Origin of the sequence: Pseudomonas sp. D8002, from assembly GCF_013385695.1 — a bacterium.
GTDB lineage: Bacteria > Pseudomonadota > Gammaproteobacteria > Pseudomonadales > Pseudomonadaceae > Aquipseudomonas.
This window is the reverse complement of sequence record NZ_JACAPM010000005.1, coordinates 22,771-44,963: the sequence shown is the minus strand read 5'-3', so window position 1 is coordinate 44,963 and position 22,193 is coordinate 22,771. Positions and strand designations below refer to the sequence as shown.

The 22,193-nt window shown below is 61.3% G+C and carries 18 protein-coding genes and 1 other RNA gene; 13 read left to right on the top strand and 6 right to left on the bottom strand.

Annotated elements, in window-relative coordinates; all coding sequences use genetic code 11:
* Positions 1–180 precede the first annotated feature (180 nt).
* The 6 genes from HX807_RS03205 (at position 181) to ffs (ending at position 9,441) form a co-directional block, all read left to right on the top strand.
* Positions 181–840, top strand: coding sequence for a GntR family transcriptional regulator (locus tag HX807_RS03205; protein ID WP_003219085.1), 660 nt, complete (start codon positions 181–183; stop codon positions 838–840).
* Between the two features lie 2 nt (positions 841–842).
* Positions 843–4,331: a chromosome segregation protein SMC gene (gene smc, locus HX807_RS03200; protein WP_003219082.1), complete on the top strand. Its 3,489-nt coding sequence runs from the start codon at positions 843–845 to the stop codon at positions 4,329–4,331.
* Between the two features lie 259 nt (positions 4,332–4,590).
* A complete protein-coding gene (gene zipA, locus HX807_RS03195; RefSeq protein WP_003219080.1) occupies positions 4,591–5,442 on the top strand; it encodes a cell division protein ZipA in 852 nt (283 codons plus the stop codon).
* A gap of 87 nt (positions 5,443–5,529) precedes the next feature.
* Positions 5,530–7,887, top strand: a complete 2,358-nt coding sequence (ligA, locus tag HX807_RS03190; RefSeq protein ID WP_177049222.1) for an NAD-dependent DNA ligase LigA — start codon at positions 5,530–5,532, stop codon at positions 7,885–7,887.
* 161 nt (positions 7,888–8,048) lie between these two features.
* Complete coding sequence (locus HX807_RS03185; RefSeq protein WP_177049221.1) at positions 8,049–9,212, top strand: putative zinc-binding metallopeptidase; 1,164 nt, start codon at positions 8,049–8,051, stop codon at positions 9,210–9,212.
* A gap of 132 nt (positions 9,213–9,344) precedes the next feature.
* Positions 9,345–9,441, top strand: an RNA gene (gene ffs, locus HX807_RS03180) — signal recognition particle sRNA small type.
* A 104-nt stretch (positions 9,442–9,545) separates the two neighbouring features.
* Here the strand turns inward: ffs and HX807_RS03175 are convergent.
* Both HX807_RS03175 and HX807_RS03170 read right to left on the bottom strand, forming a co-directional pair.
* On the bottom strand, positions 9,546–10,133 hold the full coding sequence (locus tag HX807_RS03175; RefSeq protein ID WP_177008134.1) for a hypothetical protein: 588 nt from the start codon (positions 10,131–10,133) through the stop codon (positions 9,546–9,548).
* Between the two features lie 14 nt (positions 10,134–10,147).
* Positions 10,148–10,681, bottom strand: a complete 534-nt coding sequence (locus HX807_RS03170) for a hypothetical protein (protein WP_003219072.1) — start codon at positions 10,679–10,681, stop codon at positions 10,148–10,150.
* 283 nt (positions 10,682–10,964) lie between these two features.
* Between HX807_RS03170 and HX807_RS03165 the strand changes: the two genes are divergently transcribed.
* Complete coding sequence (locus tag HX807_RS03165) at positions 10,965–12,011, top strand: N-acetylmuramidase family protein (RefSeq protein ID WP_102368373.1); 1,047 nt, start codon at positions 10,965–10,967, stop codon at positions 12,009–12,011.
* A gap of 1 nt (position 12,012) precedes the next feature.
* Positions 12,013–12,627: a hypothetical protein gene (locus HX807_RS03160; RefSeq protein WP_003219069.1), complete on the top strand. Its 615-nt coding sequence runs from the start codon at positions 12,013–12,015 to the stop codon at positions 12,625–12,627.
* 39 nt (positions 12,628–12,666) lie between these two features.
* On the opposite strand, the gene HX807_RS03155 is transcribed toward HX807_RS03160, so the two are convergent.
* Complete coding sequence (locus HX807_RS03155; protein WP_003219067.1) at positions 12,667–13,530, bottom strand: LysR family transcriptional regulator; 864 nt, start codon at positions 13,528–13,530, stop codon at positions 12,667–12,669.
* 97 nt (positions 13,531–13,627) lie between these two features.
* Here HX807_RS03155 and HX807_RS03150 point away from each other — a divergent pair, with 97 nt between their 5' ends.
* The gene (locus HX807_RS03150) at positions 13,628–14,596 is read left to right on the top strand and encodes a DMT family transporter (RefSeq protein WP_177049220.1); all 969 of its coding nucleotides are present in this window, start codon (positions 13,628–13,630) and stop codon (positions 14,594–14,596) included.
* Here the strand turns inward: HX807_RS03150 and HX807_RS03145 are convergent.
* On the bottom strand, positions 14,510–14,881 hold the full coding sequence (locus HX807_RS03145; RefSeq protein ID WP_177049219.1) for a VOC family protein: 372 nt from the start codon (positions 14,879–14,881) through the stop codon (positions 14,510–14,512). The genes HX807_RS03150 and HX807_RS03145 overlap by 87 nt on opposite strands.
* Before the next feature lie 151 nt (positions 14,882–15,032).
* A complete protein-coding gene (locus HX807_RS03140; protein ID WP_003219061.1) occupies positions 15,033–15,347 on the bottom strand; it encodes a helix-turn-helix domain-containing protein in 315 nt (104 codons plus the stop codon).
* A 306-nt stretch (positions 15,348–15,653) separates the two neighbouring features.
* On the opposite strand from HX807_RS03140, the gene HX807_RS03135 reads away from it, so the two are divergent.
* Genes HX807_RS03135 through HX807_RS03125 form a run of 3 tightly spaced genes read left to right on the top strand, consistent with a single transcriptional unit; the run spans position 15,654 to position 19,083 of the window.
* Positions 15,654–15,806, top strand: coding sequence for a hypothetical protein (locus HX807_RS03135; protein ID WP_157222851.1), 153 nt, complete (start codon positions 15,654–15,656; stop codon positions 15,804–15,806).
* A 1-nt stretch (position 15,807) separates the two neighbouring features.
* Positions 15,808–17,373 carry a PAS domain-containing methyl-accepting chemotaxis protein gene (locus tag HX807_RS03130; protein ID WP_177049218.1) on the top strand — a complete coding sequence of 522 codons (1,566 nt, stop codon included), beginning with the start codon at positions 15,808–15,810 and terminating at the stop codon, positions 17,371–17,373.
* An 18-nt stretch (positions 17,374–17,391) separates the two neighbouring features.
* Complete coding sequence (locus HX807_RS03125; RefSeq protein ID WP_087694836.1) at positions 17,392–19,083, top strand: bifunctional diguanylate cyclase/phosphodiesterase; 1,692 nt, start codon at positions 17,392–17,394, stop codon at positions 19,081–19,083.
* A 137-nt stretch (positions 19,084–19,220) separates the two neighbouring features.
* Here HX807_RS03125 and HX807_RS03120 read toward each other — a convergent pair whose 3' ends face one another.
* Positions 19,221–19,970, bottom strand: a complete 750-nt coding sequence (locus HX807_RS03120; protein ID WP_177049217.1) for an ABC transporter substrate-binding protein — start codon at positions 19,968–19,970, stop codon at positions 19,221–19,223.
* A 133-nt stretch (positions 19,971–20,103) separates the two neighbouring features.
* Between HX807_RS03120 and dnaX the strand changes: the two genes are divergently transcribed.
* A complete protein-coding gene (gene dnaX / locus HX807_RS03115) occupies positions 20,104–22,167 on the top strand; it encodes a DNA polymerase III subunit gamma/tau (protein WP_008430186.1) in 2,064 nt (687 codons plus the stop codon).
* Positions 22,168–22,193: the final 26 nt, after the last annotated feature.

The window sequence follows — 22,193 nt, the reverse complement described above, 5'->3', positions numbered from 1 at the left end:
AATGCGATATCAACATCCTTAATTATGGTCCAGTTCTCTGGAACCGCCGTTTTTGGGGGCTTCTGGACTTTAATGGCTGCTTATTTCATGCCAAATTCCGCTCTGTGGGCCGTACGCCATCAACCGGCAAGTGCGCTACACTGCCGCGCTTGTACCGATAGAAGATTTTGAAGGGAAAACATGACGTTCAAGGCGCCGGATAGTCTTGCCGAGCAAATCGCTCACCACCTCGCCGAACGTATCATTCGCGGCGATCTCAAGCCTGGGGAGCGGATCCAGGAGCAGAAGGTCACACTGGCGCTGAATGTCAGTCGTGGTTCCGTGCGCGAAGCCTTGCTGATCCTCGAGCGCCGGCACCTGATTGCGATCCTGCCGCGCCGTGGCGCCCACGTCACCGAGCTGACGGCCCACAAGGTGCAAAGCCTGTGCACGCTGATGGGCGAGCTGTACATCCTGTTGGGCAATGCGGTCGCCGCCGGCTGGCAGACCCAGGCCGACATGGCGCCGTTCGTGCAAATCCAGCAGCGCCTGATCGCCAGCTTCGAACGCCAGGACATCCGCGCCTTCGTCGAAGAGAGCTTCAACGTGATGCGTGCCGCCTATCCGTTCGCCAACAACCCGTACCTGCAGGAAACCGTCGAGAACCTGCAGCCGGCGATGAACCGCGCCTATTACCTGGCGCTGGATCAGCGCAAGGCGTCCATGAGCGAGTACCTGGTGCTGTTCGAGCAATTGCTCGCCGCCGTGCTGGCCCGTGACCTGCCGCAGATTCGCCTGGTGCTCTCGGCCTACGGCGAGCGCAGTTGCTCGCTGGTCATTGCTGCGTTGGCGGAAGCCTAAGCGTGCGGCTCAAGTGCATCAAACTGGCGGGGTTCAAATCCTTCGTCGACCCGACCACGGTGAACTTCCCCAGTAACATGGCGGCAGTGGTCGGGCCCAATGGCTGCGGCAAGTCGAACATCATCGACGCCGTACGCTGGGTGATGGGCGAGAGCTCCGCAAAAAACCTGCGTGGCGAGTCGATGACCGACGTCATCTTCAACGGCTCCACCAGCCGCAAGCCGGTGAGCCAGGCCAGCATCGAACTGGTGTTCGACAATTCCGACGGCACTCTGGTGGGCGAGTACGCGGCCTATGCGGAAATCTCCATTCGCCGCAAAGTGACCCGCGACAGCCAGAACAGCTACTTCCTCAACGGCACCAAGTGTCGCCGCCGGGACATCACCGACATCTTCCTCGGTACCGGCCTGGGCCCGCGCAGCTATTCGATCATCGAACAGGGGATGATCTCCAAGCTGATCGAAGCCAAGCCCGAAGACCTGCGTAACTTTATCGAGGAAGCGGCCGGCATCTCCAAGTACAAGGAGCGCCGGCGCGAGACCGAAAACCGTATCCGCCGCACCCATGAAAACCTTGCCCGCCTGACTGACCTGCGTGAAGAGCTGGAGCGCCAGCTGGAGCGCCTGCACCGCCAGGCCCAGGCCGCCGAGAAGTATCAGGAATACAAGGGCGAGGAGCGTCAGCTCAAGGCGCAACTGTCGGCCCTGCGCTGGCAGGCGTTGAATGACCAGGTGGGCCAGCGCGAAGCAATCATCGGCACCCAGGAAATCAGCTTCGAAGCCCTGGTGGCCGAGCAGCGCAATGCCGACGCCAGCATCGAACGCCTGCGGGACGGTCACCATGACCTGTCCGAGCGCTTCAATCTGGTGCAGGGGCGCTTCTATTCGGTGGGCGGCGATATCGCCCGGGTCGAGCAGAGCATCCAGCACGGCCAGCAGCGTTTGCGCCAGTTGCAGGACGACTTGAAAGAAGCCGAGCGTGCGCGCCTGGAAACCGAATCGCACCTGGGCCACGACCGCACCTTGCTGCTGACCCTTGGGGAGGAGCTGGACATGCTCACTCCCGAGCAGGAAGTCACCAGCGCCGCTGCCGAGGAAGCCGCTGCGGCCCTGGAAGAATCCGAAACCACCATGCACGCCTGGCAGGAGCAGTGGGACACGTTCAACCTGCAATCTGCCGAGCCGCGCCGCCAGGCTGAGGTGCAGCAGTCACGCATCCAGCAACTGGAAACCAGCATGGAGCGCCTGGCCGAGCGTCAGCGGCGCCTGGTGGAAGAGCGCGTGCTGCTCGCTGCCGACCCGGAAGATGCAGCGATCCTCGAACTGAGCGAGAAACTCGCCGAAAGCGAAATGACGCTGGAAGAGCTGGAAGCCAGCGAAGAACAACAAGTGGAGCGCCTCGAGCAATTGCGTCAGCAACTGCAGCAGGCGACCCAGGCACAGCAGCAGGCCCAGGGCGATTTGCAGCGGCTCAACGGCCGGTTGGCTTCCCTGGAAGCCTTGCAGCAAGCGGCGCTTGACCCGGGCACCGGCACGGCTGAATGGCTGCGTGACCAACACCTGGCCGAGCGTCCGCGCCTGGCCGAAGGCCTGAAGGTTGAAGCCGGTTGGGAGCTGGCGGTGGAAACCGTGCTCGGCGCCGACCTGCAAGCGGTGCTGGTGGATGATTTTGGCGGGTTTGACCTGGCGGGTTTTGCCCAGGGCGATCTGCGTTTGCTCAGCCCGGCGGCGGACGGCACTCGCGTGCCGGGCAGCCTGCTGGATAAAGTGGAGGCGGCGATTGACCTGTCGCCCTGGCTCGGCCAGGTCAAGCCGGTCGACAGCCTTGAGCAGGCCCTGGCCCAGCGCGGGCAGTTGGCCGCCGGGCAAAGCCTGATCAGCCGTGATGGCTTTTGGGTCGGCCGGCACTTTTTGCGGGTACGGCGTGCCAGCGAAGCGGAAAGCGGCGTATTGGCCCGTGGCCAGGAAATCGTCAACCTGACCGCCGAGCGCGAAGAGCGCGAAGCCACACTCGAGTCCCTGGAAAACCAGCTGCAAACCCTGCGCGCCACCCAGCGCCAGCAAGAGACCGGCCGCGAACACCTGCGCCGGCTGTTGCAGGACGAAGCGCGCCAGCAGGGCGAATTGAAAGCCCAGCTCTCGGCGAGCAAGGCCAAGGTCGAGCAACTGACCCTGCGCCGCACCCGGCTCGACGAAGAAGTGGCGGAGATGGGCGAGCAACGCGCCCTCGAACACGAACAAGTCGGCGAAGCACGCCTGCAACTGCAGGAAGCCCTCGACAGCATGGCCCTGGACACCGAGCAACGCGAGCTGCTGCTGGCCCAGCGCGACAGCTTGCGCGAGCGCCTCGATCGGGTGCGCCAGGAAGCTCGCCAGCACAAGGATCACGCCCATCAATTGGCCGTGCGCCTCGGCTCCCTGCGGGCGCAGCACGACTCCACGCGCCAGGCCCTTGAGCGCCTGGAAATGCAGTCCGAACGCCTGACCGAAAAACGCGAGCAACTGAGCCTCAACCTGGAGGAGGGCGAGGCCCCGCTGGAAGAGCTGCGCCTGAAGCTTGAAGAGTTGCTCGACAAGCGCATGACCGTCGACGAAGAGCTCAAGACCGCCCAGATCGCCCTGGAAGACGCCGACCGCGAACTGCGCGACGCGGAAAAACGCCGGACCCAGGCCGAGCAACAGTCGCAACTGATCCGGGGCCAGCTCGAACAGCAGCGCATGGAATGGCAGGCCCTGACGGTGCGCCGCAAAACCCTGCAAGACCAGTTGCTGGAAGACGGCTACGACCTGCACGGCGTGCTCAATACCCTGACCGCCGAGGCCAACGAGAAAGAAGCCGAAGAAGAACTTGAGCGGATTGCCGCGCGCATTCAACGACTCGGCGCGATCAACCTCGCGGCCATCGACGAGTACCAGCAGCAGTCCGAGCGCAAACGTTATCTGGATGCGCAGAACGCCGATCTTGTCGAAGCGCTGGACACCCTGGAGAACGTGATCCGCAAGATCGACAAGGAAACCCGTAATCGCTTCAAAGATACCTTTGATCAGATTAATGGCGGTTTACAGGCGTTATTCCCGAAAGTTTTCGGTGGTGGCAGCGCTTACTTGGAACTGACGGGCGAAGATCTACTCGATACAGGGGTAACGATCATGGCGCGGCCTCCGGGCAAGAAGAACAGCACCATCCATTTGTTGTCTGGTGGCGAGAAGGCACTGACCGCATTGGCCCTGGTATTTGCGATCTTCAAGTTGAACCCGGCGCCGTTTTGCATGCTCGACGAAGTTGACGCCCCGCTGGATGACGCTAACGTTGGACGGTACGCCCGACTGGTTAAAGAGATGTCCCAGACGGTGCAGTTCATCTATATCACCCACAACAAGATCGCCATGGAAATGGCCGATCAATTGATGGGCGTGACGATGCACGAGCCGGGCTGTTCGCGATTGGTGGCGGTGGATGTCGAAGAGGCGATGGCGCTGGTGGAATCCTGAGCCGCAGGTCGAAGGAGGATTTTCAGCAGGACGTAAGGTGATTTACCGGTCTGGGAAAAGTGGCAAATGGACATATTTGTTCAAGGCATTTTGACAGACGGTGTAAAGTTATCTTTGGTCGTGCTAGTTTAATGTCAAATTTTCGTATGCGTGGGCAAAACGTCATTCAGAACATAGAGTTGGCGCCACGTTTTAAAGCGGTTTGCACGGTGCTAAACCCCTTATTTTTCAGCATTTTTTATTAGAGGCACGGGATTACATGGAAATCGGTCTGCGCGAGTGGCTGATCGTCATCGGCATTATTGTCATTGCCGGTATTCTTTTTGATGGCTGGCGCCGGATGCGTGGCGGCAAGGGCAAGTTGAAATTTCGCCTGGACCGCAACCTGTCCAATTTGCCGGACGACGACGGCAGCGCCGAGCTGCTGGGGCCACCGCGTGTCCTGGACAACCATAAAGAACCTCACCTGGACGAGCACGACCTGCCGTCGATGAGCGCACCGGTGCGTGAAGCCCGTGAACCCAAGCGCGGCAAGCGCAGCGCGGCCAGCGAGCCATCCCAGGGCGACCTGAACCTGGACCTGGAAGAAGGCCCGAGCTTCAGCAGCCGTGATGACGACTTCCCGGATGAGTCCCCGGCCAAGAGCGCCCATAAAGAATCCGTCAAGGACCAGCCGGCTGCCGAAGAGGTGCTGGTGATCAGCGTGATCTGCCGTGACGCCGCCGGCTTCAAGGGCCCGGCCCTGCTGCAGAATATTCTGGAAAGCGGCCTGCGCTTTGGCGAGATGGATATTTTCCATCGCCACGAAAGCATGGCCGGCAACGGTGAAGTCCTGTTCTCCATGGCCAATGCGGTCAAGCCGGGCATCTTCGATCTGGACGACATCGACCATTTCAGCACTCCGGCGGTGAGCTTCTTCCTCGGCTTGCCGGGCCCGCGTCACCCGAAACAAGCGTTCGACGTGATGGTGGCGGCAGCTCGCAAGCTGTCCCAGGAACTCAACGGCGAACTCAAGGACGATCAACGCAGTGTCCTGACCGCCCAGACCATCGAGCATTACCGTCAGCGCATCGTCGAGTTCGAGCGTCGTGCCCTGACACAGAAGCGCTAAGGTCCAAGCTTAAGCGTTGCCTGTAGAATCCATGCACTAACATATTGAGCAGCTTCGGCTGCTCTTTTGCTTTATGAGAGAACACCCATGACCGCCGCCCACACCCGCATCCTCGAACTGCGCGCTGAACTGGATCAGCACAACTACCGTTACCACGTCCTCGACGAGCCGAGCATTCCGGACGCCGAGTACGACCGTTTGTTCCACGAGCTCAAGGCGCTTGAAGCCGAGCACCCGGAGCTGGTAACCCGTGATTCACCGACGCAGCGGGTCGGCAGTGCGGCATTGTCTGCGTTCACTCAGGTACGCCACGAAATCCCGATGCTCAGCCTCGGCAACGCCTTTGATGAAAGCACCATGCTGGAATTCGATCGCCGGGTCACTGAAGGCCTGGACCTGCCCGTGGGCGACCTGTTTGGCGGTGGCGCAGCGGTGGAGTACAGCTGCGAGCCGAAGCTCGATGGCCTGGCGGTCAGCCTGCTGTATCAGGACGGTGAGCTGGTGCGTGGCGCCACCCGTGGCGATGGCACCACTGGCGAAGACATCAGCGTCAACGTGCGTACCGTGCGCAACATTCCTTTGAAACTGCACGGCACCGGCTGGCCGGCGACCCTCGAAGTGCGCGGCGAAGTATTCATGTCCAAGGCCGGTTTCGAGCGGCTGAACGCCACCCAGCTGGAAGTTGGCGGCAAGACTTTCGCCAACCCGCGCAACGCGGCGGCGGGTAGCCTGCGTCAGCTGGACTCGAAGATCACCGCCAGCCGTCCGCTGGAATTCTGCTGCTATGGCGTGACCACGGATATCAGCGACACCCACATCGGCAACCTGCAACAGCTGAAGAAGTGGGGCATGCCCATCAGCCATGAGCTGAAGCTGGCCAAGGGGATTCAGGATTGCCTCGACTACTACCGCGATATCGGTGAGCGCCGCAACGCCTTGCCCTATGAAATCGACGGCGTGGTGTTCAAGGTCAACAGCATTGCCTACCAGCGGGAGCTGGGCTTTCGTGCCCGCGAGCCGCGCTGGGCAATTGCCCATAAATTCCCGGCCATGGAAGAGCTGACCGAGCTGCTTGACGTTGAATTCCAGGTCGGCCGCACCGGCGCTGTGACGCCCGTGGCACGCTTGAAGCCGGTCAAGGTCGCGGGTGTGACCGTGTCCAATGCCACCTTGCACAACATGGACGAAGTGGCGCGCCTGGGCCTGATGATCGGCGACACCGTGATCATCCGCCGTGCCGGTGACGTAATCCCCCAGGTGGTGTCGGTTGTCACCGAGCGTCGCCCGGAAAACGCCCGCGCGGTGCAGATCCCCGAGAGCTGCCCGGTGTGCGGCTCCCACGTTGAGCGCACGCAACTGGTCAAGCGCAGCAAGGGTAAGGAAACCGTCAGCGAAGGCGCGGTATACCGCTGCGTCGGGCGCCTGGCCTGTGGTGCGCAGCTCAAGCAGGCGATCATCCATTTCGTTTCGCGCCGGGCCATGGACATCGATGGCCTGGGCGACAAGACCATCGAGCAACTGGTGGACGAAAAACTCATCGGCTCGCCGGCGGATCTCTACAAGCTCAAGTACGAACAGATCATCGACCTGGAAGGTTTTGCCGACGTTTCCAGCAAGAAGCTGATTGCCTCTATTGAAAACAGCAAGACGCCAACCCTCGCACGGTTTATCTACGCCCTGGGCATTCCCGATGTGGGCGAGGAGACGGCCAAGGTGCTGGCGCGCTCGCTGGCATCCCTGGAGCGCGTGCAGCAGGCCTTGCCGGAAGTGCTGACGTACTTGCCGGACGTTGGCCTGGAAGTGGCCCACGAGATTCACAGCTTCTTTGAAGACAGCCATAACCAGGATGTGATTGGCGCCCTGATCTCGAGGGACGAGTGCGGCCTGGAGTTGCAGGAGCAGGGCGACCTGAGCGCCGAGTTTGCGGCCAGCACCACGTTGGGCGGCTTGCTCGACAAGCTGCACGTACCGTCCGTAGGGCCGGGCGCCGCGCAGAAGCTGGCGGACAAGTTTGGCTCCCTCGAAGGCGTGATCAAGGCCGACTGGCTCGACATGCGCCAGGCGTTGCCGGAGAAGCAGGCCAAGGCCGTCCGGGACTTTTTTGATATTGAAGAAAACGCCCGGCGCGCGCTGGCCATCGAGCAACAGCTCAAGGACTTCGGCATGCACTGGCAGAGTGAGAAGAAAGTCGTCGAAGGCTTGCCCGAGGCCGGTCACACCTGGGTGCTCACCGGCTCCCTGGAACTGATGAGTCGCGATGTTGCCAAGGAAAAACTCGAAAGCCTGGGCGCCAAGGTGGCGGGCTCGGTGTCGGCGAAAACCCATTGCGTGGTCGCCGGGCCGGGCGCGGGTTCGAAGCTGGCCAAGGCCACTGAGCTGGGCTTGAAAGTGCTGGATGAAGAGGCGTTCGTGGCATTTTTGGCCAAGCACAACATCACAGTCTGATGATCGTTCCCACGCCCTGCGTGGGAACGCCGCCCTGGACGCTCTGCGTCCGCTCTAAAGTTGCGACGCGGAGCGTCACAGGATGCATTCCCACGCAGAGCGTGGGAACGATCTCTCTCGGGCAATGCTCTAGTATTGGCAAGCCTCCCGGAGAGATCGCCATGTACCGCTTCTTCGAACAACTCAGTTCGCGCATCGCCGCACCGTTCATGGCCGAGACCTCGCGCAACAGCAAGGTCTGGCAGTGCCGCTGTGGGCAATCGCTGTTCTTTCGCAACAGCCAGTGCCTGGCCTGCTCGGCGCTGCTGGGCTATCAGCCGGAGCAGAGTCGCCTGTCCTCCCTGCAGCCCGGCCCGTATGCCGATACCTGGCTGCTGGACGCCGACCCTGAAGCCGGTGCCTTTCGCCGCTGCGCCAACCTCGACACGCCGGCCGCCTGCAACTGGCTGCTGCCCGCCGACAACGGCCAGGTCTTGTGCGTGGCCTGCAGCCTGAACCGCACCATTCCCGACCTGTCGATCTCCGAAAACCCCGAACGCTGGCGCAAGGTCGAAACCGCCAAGCGTCGTCTGGTGGCCCAACTCATCAGCCTGGGCTTGCAGGTGATTCCCAAGACGGTCGATGAAGACACCGGCCTGGCCTTCGATTTTGTCGGCATCGACCTGGAAGGCAACGCGCCCACCACCGGCCACGCCAATGGCCTGATCACCCTCGACATCAAGGAAGCCGACGACGCCCACCGTGAGAAAATTCGCGTACAGATGCGCGAGCCTTACCGCACCTTGCTCGGTCACTTCCGTCACGAGGTCGGCCATTACTACTGGGACCGCCTGATCGCCAACAGCCATTGGCTGGAGCCGTTCCGCACGCTGTTCGGTGACGAGCGCGCCAGCTACGCCGACGCCCTGGAGCAGCACTACCAGAACGGCCCGCGCCCGGACTGGCAGCAAACCTGCGTCAGCGCCTACGCCACCATGCACCCGTGGGAAGACTGGGCGGAAACCTGGGCGCATTACCTGCACATGATGGACGCCGTCGACACCGCGCTGGGCTTCGGCATGAGCGCCCGGGAGATGGACCTGGATTACCAGCCGTTCCCCCTCAGCACCCTCTACGACCCCGGGCATCCCGGCGGCACGGCGTTCCTGTCATTCGTCAATGCGTGGATCGAACTGGCCGGCATGCTCAACGAACTGTCCCGCAGCATGGGCCAGCCGGATTTCTATCCGTTCGTCCTGCCGCCGGCGGTGATTGCCAAGCTGCACTTCATTCACCTGGTGATCCAGCAAGAGGGCGGTCGGGCGGACGAGGTCGTGCTTTTGTAGGAGCAAGCTTGCTCCTGCAGCCAAGTACTTGAACCATCAGATATTTTTAATCCCGCGCCAACGGTTGTAACTTCCGATGAGATCGGTACAATGGCGCGGCTTGCCGAGAGGCGAGCGTCGTTATGGTGACCCCATCGGTCCCCCCGCAACGATTACCCGTGAACCTGGTCAGAGCCGGAAGGCAGCAGCCACAGCGGGAACATTGTGTGCCGGGGTGTGGCTGGTGGGGTTGCCTCCATAACGCAACCCTCCTTGATTCAAAAAATACTTTTATGAAGCCCTTCGCTGACAATCGTCATCTGCGAAGCGATTTCTGCTGTTCGCTCATCAGGGTTACTGACGGTACAGCGGGAACTCTCCCATGGCCGGAATCACTTCTGCGCGCAACCTCGCCATGTGCCCGGGCAACTCCTGTCGTGCGGCAGGCGTGTCGGACGGGATGTTCTTGGCAAAGTGGAAGCTGATGATTTGGCCGGTCCCGTTGTCCTTGTAGTATTTGAAGATATTGAACTCAAAGAAGCTGCCGTCCTTGCGTGTGGAGGTCGGATAAAACAGCAGCACGTAGATCGCATCGGTTTTCTCGTCTGAAAACATCTCCACCGGAAGGTTGGGGTATTCCTGTTTGTGGGCCTGCGCGGTCAGGTTGGCAAGATCCCGGGGCTCGTTGCCGGTGCTCTGGGGCGGCGCGAGGCGAAAATCCACCAGTTCGCTCCAGGCGTTGACGCTTTCTGGTGCGAGGAAATATTCCCAGAGCGGAACGTTGCCCCGGGCCTGGTATTTCAGGACGTATGTTTTCCCTGCAAACACCACCGACTTTGTCTCGGCGATCGACGGGCGGGACAGGTCCGGCGGCGCCACAGGCGGTTTGGATGCACAGCCGAACAGCAGCAGGACAGTCGATACCACGATTAGCCAACGCATGGGCACCTCCTGTGTCACGGCTTAGTGCTGTTGATGTGGTCGGCGATGCTGGCGAGCGTTGCGCTCCATTGTGCAACGGTTTGTTCTGAAGGCATTTCTCTCCAGGTCCTGGAAACCTTGTACGTGTCGCCCCCCAATTGATAGGCAAAATGCCTCAAGGTCATGACGTTGCCGTTCGCCTGTGTGCAGATCACCGACCAGCCCATATACGGGGTGCTGGTATCTCCCATGTCAGTCTGGCTGATATGTGTTTTGCAGTTCTTCTCGGCGGCCCGGGTATCGGAATCACGGGCCGCGCTTGGCGGTTGATTCTGGCCCGGCAACACAAACAGGGTGATCTCGTCTTTTCCGGTGTCGGCAGACCACTTGTATCGTTTTACCCCGGCATTCGCGAACGCTGATGCCATCTCGTCATCGTTTTTGGTTTGCCATTGCGGACCTTTTGGCGTTACCGCCTTGAGCAAGTAGCCCGCAAAATCTTCTGCGTGGGTGTTTGGCGAGACGAAGAGCAATCCGCTGATGGCACAGGCAATAAAGGTCGATTTCATGTCAGTCCCTGGACGTCATTGTTAGATGTCAGGACGACAATGCATCCTGCGAAACAGACAGTAGCGCAGGTAGTGGCAAAGTGCCCAGTCCGTTTAAAAATTATTCCCAGGGACGACGTCAGTGAGGGATTGCTCACATCCTTAAACCTTGCGCTGGACAAGCCAAATTCGCCTTGTTAGTTTGCGCCAGCGACATATTTCTAAATATGTCAGTGGCACATGGATGATATTAAAGTGATGGCGCTTTATGGCTCATCTACTCCAACTAACAAGGATGTCAGTAATGAAAAGCCTGCAAGGGTTGCCCACTCTCATCAGCGCTTCCGTCGGTGCGCCGGGCAAAGCCCGCAACTTGCCCGCCGATGTTCAATGCATCCAGTATTTATTCAACTTGATCATTCCCAAGTTGGGTTTCCCCCTGGCGGAAAATGGCAAGTGCGACGGCCAGTTGGTGCAGTGCATCAGCCAGTATCAGTTCCGCCACCTCAAATACGCGCATCCCGATGGTGTCATCGACCCTACCGGGCGCACCTTCAATAGCCTGATCGAAGAAGCGGTGAAGGTGCCGGTCAAGCCGAACCCGACCCTGCGTATTCCGACGTTCCTCAATGTGTTCGGCAACACCGGCGCGGACATGGTCCAGGCCACGGTCGACCACTATCTGGACCGCATGCGGGCAATGATCGAGGCCGAGCGGCGCAACCGGCAGATGATGCTCCAGGCCACGTGCGACGGCGGCACGACGCTGACGGATACGGACTTCCAGAACGCTGCCGCGCAGTTGGGTAACGGGATTTCGGTCAATATTATCAAGGCCTTCGCCACGGTGGAGTCGGGCGGGCGCTCCGGGTTCGGCCCGGCCAAGTTGCCGGTGATCGCCTTTGAAGGGCACCATTTTCGCAAGTACACCAAGAGTAAATACGACCAGACCCACCCGCTGTTGTCGTACCCCTACGTGAAGAAGGCCGGGCCCCAGTGGAAGGCCAATAACAAGGACCAGACCAAGGCCTGGGAAACCATGGCCACCGCCTTTGCGTTGGATCAGGAAGCGGCCTTGAAGTCGGCCTCCTGGGGCATGTTTCAGATTATGGGCTCCAACTTCACGGCATGCGGTTATAAAACGGTGTTTGAATTTGTGGTGGCCATGAAGATTAATGCCGGGCATCAACTAAAGGCCTTCCTCGGTTTTTGCAGCCAGAGCCCGGCCCTGGTCAAGGCCATGAAGAACAAGGATTACGCCGCCATGGCGCTGAACTATAACGGCAAGGATTATGGCGACTATGACCAACGCATCAAAAAAGCCTACGAAGCACTTGAAGGGAAAAAATAGAATGCCGTTCAAACGTTGCGTGTCCCGATTGCTGGTTGCCTCTTTCGTGTGTGTTGCTGCTGGTGCGCCGGCGTTTGCCGCTACGCTGCACTCGGGCAAGTACGAAGGGCTGATGCTGGCCGTGACGCCCGAGCATCAGGTGGAGGGGTTTTATGCCGAGGAAATGGGCGAGGGCGTGACCCGCTCGTGCACGTTCTTCCTGCAGGGCAAGGTCGACGGTGCGAAGGCATCGGTGTCGACATGGCTGGATGAGGCCTATCCGGGTACCGTCGCGGCCTCCTCGGACGGTGTGATGCTGACCGTGGAGAAGGGCCGCGAACATCCCGGCTGCATCAACGTGTTGATGCCGGAAATTGCCACCGGCCTGGACCTGACCCAAACCGCTGCCAAGAAATGGATTGGCCTGGTGACCGTTTCGTCCGACAAGGCCTTCCTGCAGAAGACCCCGGACGCCAAGGCCAGCCATCGTGCCTACGTGGTCAAGGACGATGTGGTCGCGGTACTGGCGTTTAAGGATGGCTGGGCCCAGGTCGAGTTCATCAATGGCGAAGGCCGCTCTTCCAAGGGCTGGATCAGCCAGGACCAGTACGCCAGGCTGGTCCCCGCAAAAGGCTGAAGATGCTGCTGCGCCCGCGCGTAGCGGGGCGAAAACCGGTTAGCCGAAAGTCTCCCGCAACAGCCCCGCAAAGGCATCCCGCGCCAGGTGGCGTTGGGTGTCCTTGTGCCAGAACAGCAGGTTATCCACCGCCGCCAATTCGTCGAAGCGGTAGGACGTCAATTGGTTGGCCTGCTCGTAGCGCGCCAGGATGCCTTCCGGCGCCAGTGCCACGCCAATCCCCGCGCTGACGCAGCCAATGATCGTGCCCCAACTGGCATAACTCGCGATGGCAGGCTTGATGTCGTGGGGCTTGAGCCAGTTCTCCAGGGCGGCGCGATACGGGCAGCCGGGCGGCCACACCAGCAGCGTGCGGCCGGCCAGGTCCCGGGCGTCCTCGATGGGTGCGCTGGAGGCGCTGGTAATCAGCACCAGGCGCTCGCTGTAGACCACGCTTTGTTCGAGCTTCGGGCGTTTGCCGCCGGCGGCCACCAGCGCGGCGTCGATGCGGTGATGTTGCAGGTCATCGAGTAACTGCGCCCAGGCACCGGTCACCAGTTCCAGCTCCACTTGTGGATAACGTCGATGGTATTCGGCCAGCAGCGGCGGCAGGCGGCCACTGGCGCTGGATTCCACTGCGCCGATGCGCAGCTTGCCGCGGGGAATCGCGTTGCTGTCGACGGCACGCTTGGACTCTTCCACCAGCGCGAGGATGCGCTCGCAGTAGTCGAGAAACACTTCCCCTGCGGCACTGATCGCCAACCCGCGCCCGGCGCGAATGAACAGCGGGGTACCCAACTCGCTTTCCAGTTGCTTGATGCGTGTGGTGATGTTGGACGGCACGCAGTGCAGTTGCAGGGCGGCCTGGGCCACGCTGCCGGTTTGTGCCACGGCTTTCACCATTTTCAGTTGGGCCAGTTCCATCGCTCAGTTCCAGTGATTACAGAAGTCAGAAACGGTTAATTGTCCTGCGCCTTGCCGAGGCCAAGACTGACGGCATTCCCACTGCTGGACGCCGTTCATGAAAGCCCCGTCACCTGTAAAGCTTACGCTAGTCACTGCCAGCGTCATCCTCTGTTGGGCGTATTCGCCGATTGGCGTGCATCTGGCCTTGCACAGCTACAGCCCTGGCCAGTTGGCCTTGGGACGGTTCCTGATTGCTTCGGTATTGATGGCCGGCGTGGCGTTGGTCATGAGGATCGAGCGGCCACGTCTGCGGGACCTGCCGTGGTTGCTGGTGCTGGGCTTCTTCGGGATTTTCCTGCATCACCTGACGATCAATTTCGGCCAGCAATTTGTCACGGCCGCCGCCTCCAGTGTGCTGGCGCAGTCGGTTCCGCTGTTTACTGTTCTGGTGGCGTTTTTCGGCTTGAAGGAGCGAGTTACCGGCTGGCGCTGGGGTTGCGTGCTGCTGGGCTTGAGCGGGGTGCTGGTGGTGATCTGGGGCGAGCATGGCCTGGGGCAGATTGATCCCCGCGGACTGATGATCCTGCTGGCGGCGCTGTCGTGGAGCCTTTATTTCACCATCCAGAAACACTATTCCCGGCGCTACAGCCCGCTGACCACGGTGTGCTACACGGTGTGGTCGGGCACCTTGCTGTTGTGTGTCTATTTGCCGGGTTTGCCGGCGGTGGTGTCGCAATCATCGACGCAAGCCAACTGGGCGGTGTTGTTGCTCGGCGCCTTTCCCAGCGCCCTGGCATACCTGGCCTGGGCCTATGTGTTGCGGCATGTCGAGGTCAGCCGCGCGTCAGTGGCGTTGTACCTGGTGCCGCCGGTGGCGATGGTGATGGCCGCCACGCTGCTGGGCGAGCAGGTTTCGCTGCGCGTGGTGCTGGGTGGCCTGATCGTGCTGGCCAGTGTCGGCGCCATCAGCCTCGAAGGGCGCTGGCGCCGCAAGCCGTTACGGGTTCACGGTGAACACCCGCAGGCGGTGGCCGTCGGGGTCCTGGGCGACAAAGGTGTAGCCGAAGTCCGCCTCGACCGGTGACTGGATGATGCTCATCCCGAGTTGCGCCCAGCGCGTGTGCAAATCTTCGACCGCTGCGATATCAGCGACGCAGAAACCCGCCTCGCTACCGCCAACCGAGGCTTGGGCCGCAGGCTCCACGGTATGGCGCGACCACAGGCCGAGTTTCACCCCGTTGTCGAGGATGAACAGCGCGAAGGTCGGCCCCAGCTCCACCGGCGGCTTGTCCAGCAGCCGGCTGTAGAGGTTGGCGCTGGTGGCCGGGCTGTCGACGTACAACAAAAAGTAATGGGCAATGCTATTCATGATGACTCCGTGGAATGACGCAGCAATGGCGCGGCTCAGTCCCTAGTCTAAGGGGCTGTCCTGTCAGTTCATGTCAGGAGTCATCAAGCAAAGAGCAGACAGTCAATCTGGCTGTCTGCTCTTTTTATTGCGTGCACGTGTGTTGCGAGCTCTAAGGCTTGGACAAGGCCTGGTCTACCGCTGCGATCAGCTTTCCCAGATCCTTCGGGGTGGCTTTGTGAATGACACCGAACAGATAAGCGCGCTGTTCCTCCTCGTCGACCAGGTCTGCGAAAAAGACTTTCAGCTTCACTCCCAGCGCCTCTGCGAACAAGAACAGTGCCTCGACGCTGGGTGTATAGGTGCCGGTTTCGAAGCGGCTGATGGTTTTAGGGTCAAAACCGGTTTTTTCACCTAGTTCAGCCTGAGTAAGCCCTGCGACCTTGCGGTAACGTCTGATGGCTGGACCCAAACTTGAAATGTGCATCGCTCAATTCCCATTTAGAATCAAGAACTTAACGATAAATCTTAAAATTAGACAACCGCATGTACCATCACCTTTTCTTGCAAAATGTGATGTAATTCGTAGAATCGGCATCTAGGACAAGTATTTGGTGGTCTCGTTTCAGAAGGCAGGTTTATGAAACAGGAAATCATTGCTCTCTCCTTACTCTCATAAATGTGCCCATAAAACGGACGCCTGGCAGGGACTGAAATGTCGCTCGTCAGTGCCACGCTTCATTGCGCCTCACGTGCCGGATACCCGAATTCAAGCCTAGTTGATCATCACTGAATGGATGATGAATTGCTGTGCAAAATCGTGGGTTTGCGTACCTTTGCGGCCAACCAGCCGATCGACGGCGCAGCCCGACTGGAAATACGAATCCGCCTGTCCTGCCTACCCGGTGGTCGAGAGGGCGATCGAATGCTGTCCATGGAGCTTTAACGTGCGTCTCAATTTGCCGGTCACTGCTGTTGAACAGACTTTTGGGGAGCAGCAACGGCTAATTTCCGCAACTGACGTCAACAGCCATATTACCTACTGCAACGCCGAGTTTGCCGCCATGAGCGGCTTTACCCAGGCCGAGCTGATCGGCAGCACCCACAACCTGGTGCGCCACCCGGACATGCCGCCCGCCGTGTTCCAGCTGATGTGGAGCTACCTCAAGGCCGGGCAGAGCTGGATGGGTGTGGTGAAGAACCGCTGCAAGAACGGCAACTATTATTGGGTCAGCGCCTATGTGACGCCGATTCTCGAAGACGGGCGGCTGACGGGCTACGAGTCGGTGCGGGTCAAGCCCACCCGCGAACAGGTGCGCCGCGCAGAAGCGCTGTACGCGCGGTTGCAGGCAGGTGGTGCGGCGGTCTCGCCGATGCGGCGTGTGGCGTCTGTATCCCGGGCCATGGCGTTGCCACTGGCCGCTGCCGTTGCCAGTGTCGCCGCCTTCCAATGGGTTCCGGGTTTGTGGGCCCAGGCGTTGACTGTCGGCTTGTTTCTCGGCCTGGGCGTCTGGGGGCATCAACGCTTGGGGCTACAGCTCAAGCAGATTGTGCAGAACACGCCCAATACCTTTTCCGACCCCATCAGCGCCATGACCTACAGCGACGCGCTGGGGCCGACCGCGCAGCTCGAAATGATCCTGATCAGCGAAGAAGCGCGACTTAAAACCGCCCTGACGCGCCTCAGCGACCTGGCCAACCAGATGGCCGAAGCAGCCGCCCATTCCAGCGTGTTGTCGAGCACCACCGAATCGGCGTTGCTGGAACAGCGTGCCGAGACCGACATGACCGCCGCCGCCATGACCGAGATGGCTGCGTCCATCGCCGAAGTGGCAGTGCACGTTCAACAAACCGCCAGTGAAGCCCACACCGCCAACACCCTCGCCGAGCAGGGCAGCCAGGTGGCCGGCACGTCGCGCGAGGCGATCCAGCTGCTGGCCGGCACCGTCACCCAGATCAACCAGGCGGTGGGCAACCTGGCCGGGCAGACCCAGCAAATCCAGGTGGCCGCGAGCATGATCCAGGCAATCGCCGACCAGACCAACCTGCTGGCCCTCAACGCGGCCATTGAAGCGGCCCGCGCCGGCGAGCAGGGCCGTGGCTTTGCCGTGGTGGCCGACGAGGTGCGCGCCCTGGCGGGCAAGACGCGGGAGTCGACCCAGCAGATCCAGGGCATCATCCAGAACCTGCGGGCGGGCGCCGATGAGGCGGTCGAGATCGCGAGCCTGGGCATTCACGAGGCCGAGCAGGGCGTGCAGCAAGTACTTGAGGCGCAGCAGGCGCTGCAAGGCATTCGCCACGCGGTGGAGCGTATTACCGGTATGAGTCAGCAAATGGCTGCTGCCTCACAGGAACAATCCCACGTCGCCGAGGAAGTTTCACAGCAGATCAATAACGTTGCCGCCACGGTGCAAAAGACAGCGGGCAATGCCAACGCTGCAGTCACCCGTGGCCGGGAACTCGAAAGCATCTCTTCCGGGTTGCGCGCCCTGGTCGAGCGGTTCAACCGCTAGCCACAGTGAGCCTGACTCATGGACGAGAAATACCGCAGGGCCGTGGATGCAGCCGCCATTTTCTCCGAGACTGACCTGGCGGGCTGCATCACTTACGTCAATGACCAGTTCTGCGGCATGTCCGGCTACGGGCGTGACGAGTTGCTGGGGCAAAATCACCGCATTCTGAGCTCGGGACTGCACCCTGCGGGGTTCTTCCAGGGCATGTGGCAAGCCATCAGCGAAGGCCGGGTGTGGCGTGGGGAAATCTGCAACCGGGCCAAGGATGGGACGTTGTATTGGGTGGACAGCACCATGGTGCCGCTGCTCGATGAGAAGACCGGGCGCGTGCAGAAGTACGTGTCGATCCGCTTTGATGTCAGCGAAAAGCGCCAGCTGTTGCACACCCTGCAATGGCGGGTCGGCCACGATGTGCTGACCGGCTTGCCGAACCGCGCCTATCTGTCGGAGTTGCTTAACCAGTCCCTGGAGTTCTCCCGCAGCGAAGACATACCGTTGGCGTTGTGCATGCTCGACCTGGACGGCTTCAAGGCGGTCAACGACGGGTATGGGCATGCCTGTGGGGATCTGTTGTTGGTGGAAGTGGCCACTCGGTTGCGGGAGATCATCCGCGGCGAGGACGTGGTCGCCCGGCTCGCCGGTGACGAATTTGTGCTGATCCTGCGTTATGTGCGCGATATCGACGAGCTGAACGGCGCCTTGCTGCGCATCCTCAAGGCGATTTCCGAGCCGTACTCGATCCAGGGGGCGGAGCTGAATGTGTTCGCCAGCATCGGCGTCACGCTGTTCCCCCTGGATGACGAGGACGCCGACACCTTGCTGCGCCATGCCGACCAGGCGATGTATGTGGCCAAGCAGAGCGGGCGCAACCGCTACCAGTTGTTTGATGTATCCCTGGAACAGGAGGTCAAGGCCAGCCACCAGACCGTGGAGCAGATCCGCCAGGCCCTGGCGGCGGGCCAGTTGTGCCTGCATTACCAGCCCAAGGTCAACTTGCGCTGCGGCACGGTGGTGGGGTTCGAAGCGTTGTTACGCTGGCAGCACCCCGAGCGTGGCCTGGTGAAGCCGGGGGATTTCCTGCCACTGATCGAGCAGACCGACCTGATTGTCGATATCGGCGAATGGGTGATCGCCCAGGTGTTGGGCCAGATGCATCGCTGGCAGGTGCATGGGCATTGGTGGTCGGTGAGCGTGAACATCGCGGCGCGGCACTTCCAGCGCGAGGATTTTGTCGAGCGCCTGCAAGACTTGCTGGCGCAATACCCGCAGGTGGAGCCGCACCGGCTGGACCTGGAGATCGCCGAGTCGGTGGCCATCGACAATATCCAGCGTGTCACCCAGCACCTGGAGGCCTGCCAGGCCTTGGGCGTGCAGTTCTCCCTGGATGATTTTGGCACCGGCTATTCCTCCCTGAGCTACCTCAAGCGCCTGCCGACCCAGACCATCAAGATCGACAAGTCGTTCGTGCGCGACATCCTGCACGACAAGGACGACCTGGCGCTGACCAAGGCCGTGATCGGCCTGGCCCGCGCGTTTGGCCGCGAAGTGATTGCCGAAGGCCTGGAAACCCTGGAGCACGGCCAGCTGTTGATGCGCATGGGCTGCGAAGTGGCCCAAGGCTATTTCATCGCCCGGCCGATGCCTGCAGAAGACGTGCCGGGTTGGGTCGAGGAATTTGCACCGCCGCCGCAGTGGCAAAAGCTTGAGTGATGTTTATTGTGGCGAGGGAGCTTGCTGTGGCGAGGGAGCTTGCTCCCGCTGGGCTGCGTAGCGGCCCCAAGATCTTTGGGAGCGCTGCGCACTCCAGCGGGAGCAAGCTCCCTCGCCACAAGGACAATCAGGTGATCTTAAGGGGCGGGAGCGCTGTTCCCGATATACAGCTGGATGATTTCATCAATCTCCCCGGACATTTTCATCCGCAGCAACGTGCGCAGGATCTGCTGCCCCGGCACCTGCGGGTCGTTGCGCACATAGCAGCCCAGGCGTTGCTCCTCGATCACGGCCACCGTATGCAGGCGCTGTGTGGGCGGTAATTGCTGATTGAAGCGGTCAAGGATCCATTCGTTGATCACTGCATAGTTGAAGCGTCCGGCCACCAGTTTTTGCAGCACTTGCTCTTCACTGCGGCTGTCGTCGCGGCTGAACTGGCCGCTGGCGAAGCGCGCCTCCAGGGTCGGGTAGCTGTAGCCGAGTACCGTGCCGATGTGTTGCGGCGCAAGGCTGTCCAGTGCCACCGACGTTGATGGCACGCGCGCGGCGGCCAGCACATTGCGCTGGACCAGCAGCGGGATGCTCCAGGTGTAGTCCCCCGACAGGTTGTTCAGCCACGCCGGTGTCACGTAGCAGCGCACGTCCACATCCCCGCGCTCCATGGCGGTGTCGATGCGCGCACGCGGCAGCACATGGAATATCGCAGGACGGCCGACCTGGGTGGCCAGGCTCAACATCAGGTCATACAAAATCCCCTGGGTCGGCTGGCCCTGGTCAAGTTGCACCATGGGCATAGTCCAGCTGTCGGAAATGGAGAATCGCAGAGGTGCGGGTGCCGCCAGGGTGACCGTGGCAATCATCCACAAGGCGCCCAGGACTGCGCGCATAAATTCTCCGGGTTCAGCCTTTTACAGGCTTGGTCAGACCAGCTTAGTCAGATTAGACGAGCGTGCCGGATGCAATTTCCCCCTTGCTCCGCTAGCATTACCCGCTTCCGCTTCCCAGTTGCGACGGTTTTCGATGAGTTATCAGGTTCTTGCACGTAAATGGCGTCCGCGCTCGTTCCGCGAAATGGTCGGCCAGACCCATGTGCTCAAGGCTCTGATCAATGCCTTGGACAGCCAGCGGCTGCACCACGCCTACCTGTTCACCGGTACCCGCGGGGTGGGCAAGACCACCATTGCCCGCATCATCGCCAAGTGCCTGAACTGTGAAACCGGCATCACCTCGACGCCGTGCGGTACCTGCTCGGTGTGCCGGGAAATCGACGAAGGGCGTTTTGTCGACCTGATCGAGATCGACGCCGCGAGCCGCACCAAGGTCGAAGACACCCGCGAGCTGCTCGACAACGTGCAGTACGCACCGAGCCGTGGCCGCTTTAAGGTCTACCTGATCGACGAAGTGCACATGCTGTCCAGCCACTCCTTCAACGCCTTGTTGAAGACCCTGGAAGAGCCGCCGCCCTACGTCAAATTCATCCTGGCCACCACCGACCCGCAGAAACTTCCTGCAACGATTTTGTCGCGGTGCCTGCAGTTCTCCCTGAAAAACATGACCCCGGAGCGTGTGGTCGAGCATTTGACCCACGTGCTGGGTGTCGAGAACGTACCGTTCGAAGACGACGCCCTGTGGTTGCTGGGTCGTGCCGCCGACGGCTCGATGCGTGATGCCATGAGCCTTACCGACCAGGCCATCGCCTTCGGTGAAGGCAAGGTGCTGGCCGCCGACGTGCGGGCGATGCTCGGCACCCTGGACCACGGCCAGGTGTTCGACGTGCTGCACGCGCTGATCGAAGGCGACGCCAAGGCGTTGCTCGAAGCCGTGCGCCACCTGTCCGAGCAAGGCCCGGACTGGAATGGCGTGCTGTCGGAAATCCTCAATGTGCTGCACCGCGTCGCCATCGCCCAGGCCCTGCCCGAAGGTGTCGACAACGGCCACGGCGACCGCGACCGCGTGTTGGCCCTGGCCCAGGCGTTACCGGCCGAAGACGTACAGTTCTACTACCAGATGGGCCTGATTGGGCGACGTGACCTGCCGTTGGCACCCGATCCGCGGGGCGGCTTCGAAATGGTCCTGCTGCGGATGCTGGCCTTCAGGCCCGCCGACACGGCGGATGCGCCGAGACAGCCGCTAAAGCCAGTGGGGATCAGCCAGGCCACAGTTGATTCCGCCAAACCAGTGGCTGGCCCGGCTGTTGTCGCGCCAGTGGTTGCGCCGCCTGCGCCGGTTGCACAGGCCGCCGCCCCGGTTGTCGCCGAGCCCGTGGCGCCTGTGGTGGTGCCGGAGCCGGTGGTTGAGCCTGCGCCCGTGCCTGAAGTCGATCTGCCGTGGAACGACCCGGTAGAGGTCGAGGTCGAGGTCGAGCTGCAGCCTGCCGTCGAGCCGGTGCTGGAAACCACCAGCGAGCAGCCTGAACTGACACCCATGCCCGCGCCGACCCCGGACAGCGTGGTGCCGGACGCCCCCGAGTGGGTTTCGGCCCCGGTGCCGGAGCCGACCGTTGCGCAAGTGGACGCCGCCACCCCGGGCACCGACCTCGACGACGAGCCGCCGCTGGACGAAGATTACATCGAGCCGGACATGGATTCGGCCTACAGCTACCTGGACGACCTGGCCAGCGAACACACCGCCGAGCCTGCCCCGGAGCCTGAACCCGAACCTGCCGCGATGCCGGCCACCGGCCTGGCGTTGCAATGGCTGGAGCTGTTCCCGAAACTGCCGATCTCCGGCATGACCGGCAGCATCGCCGCCAACTGCACCCTGATTGCCGTTGATGGCGACCACTGGCTGCTGCACCTGGACCCGGCCCACAGCGCCCTGTTCAACGCGACCCAGCAGCGCCGGCTCAACGATGCCCTGAACCAGTTCCACGGGCGCACGCTGACCATCAGCATCGAGCTGATCAAGCCCGAGCAGGAAACCCCGGCCCAGGCGGCGTCCCGTCGCCGGGTCAACCGCCAGCGCGAGGCTGAAGAGTCGATCCACGGTGATCCGCTCATCCAGCAGATGATGCAGCAGTTTGGCGCGGTGGTGCGGCACGATACTATTGAACCTGTAGAAGCCCCGGTACCCCAAGCGTCATAACCCGGGGCCAATAATTGATCCACGTA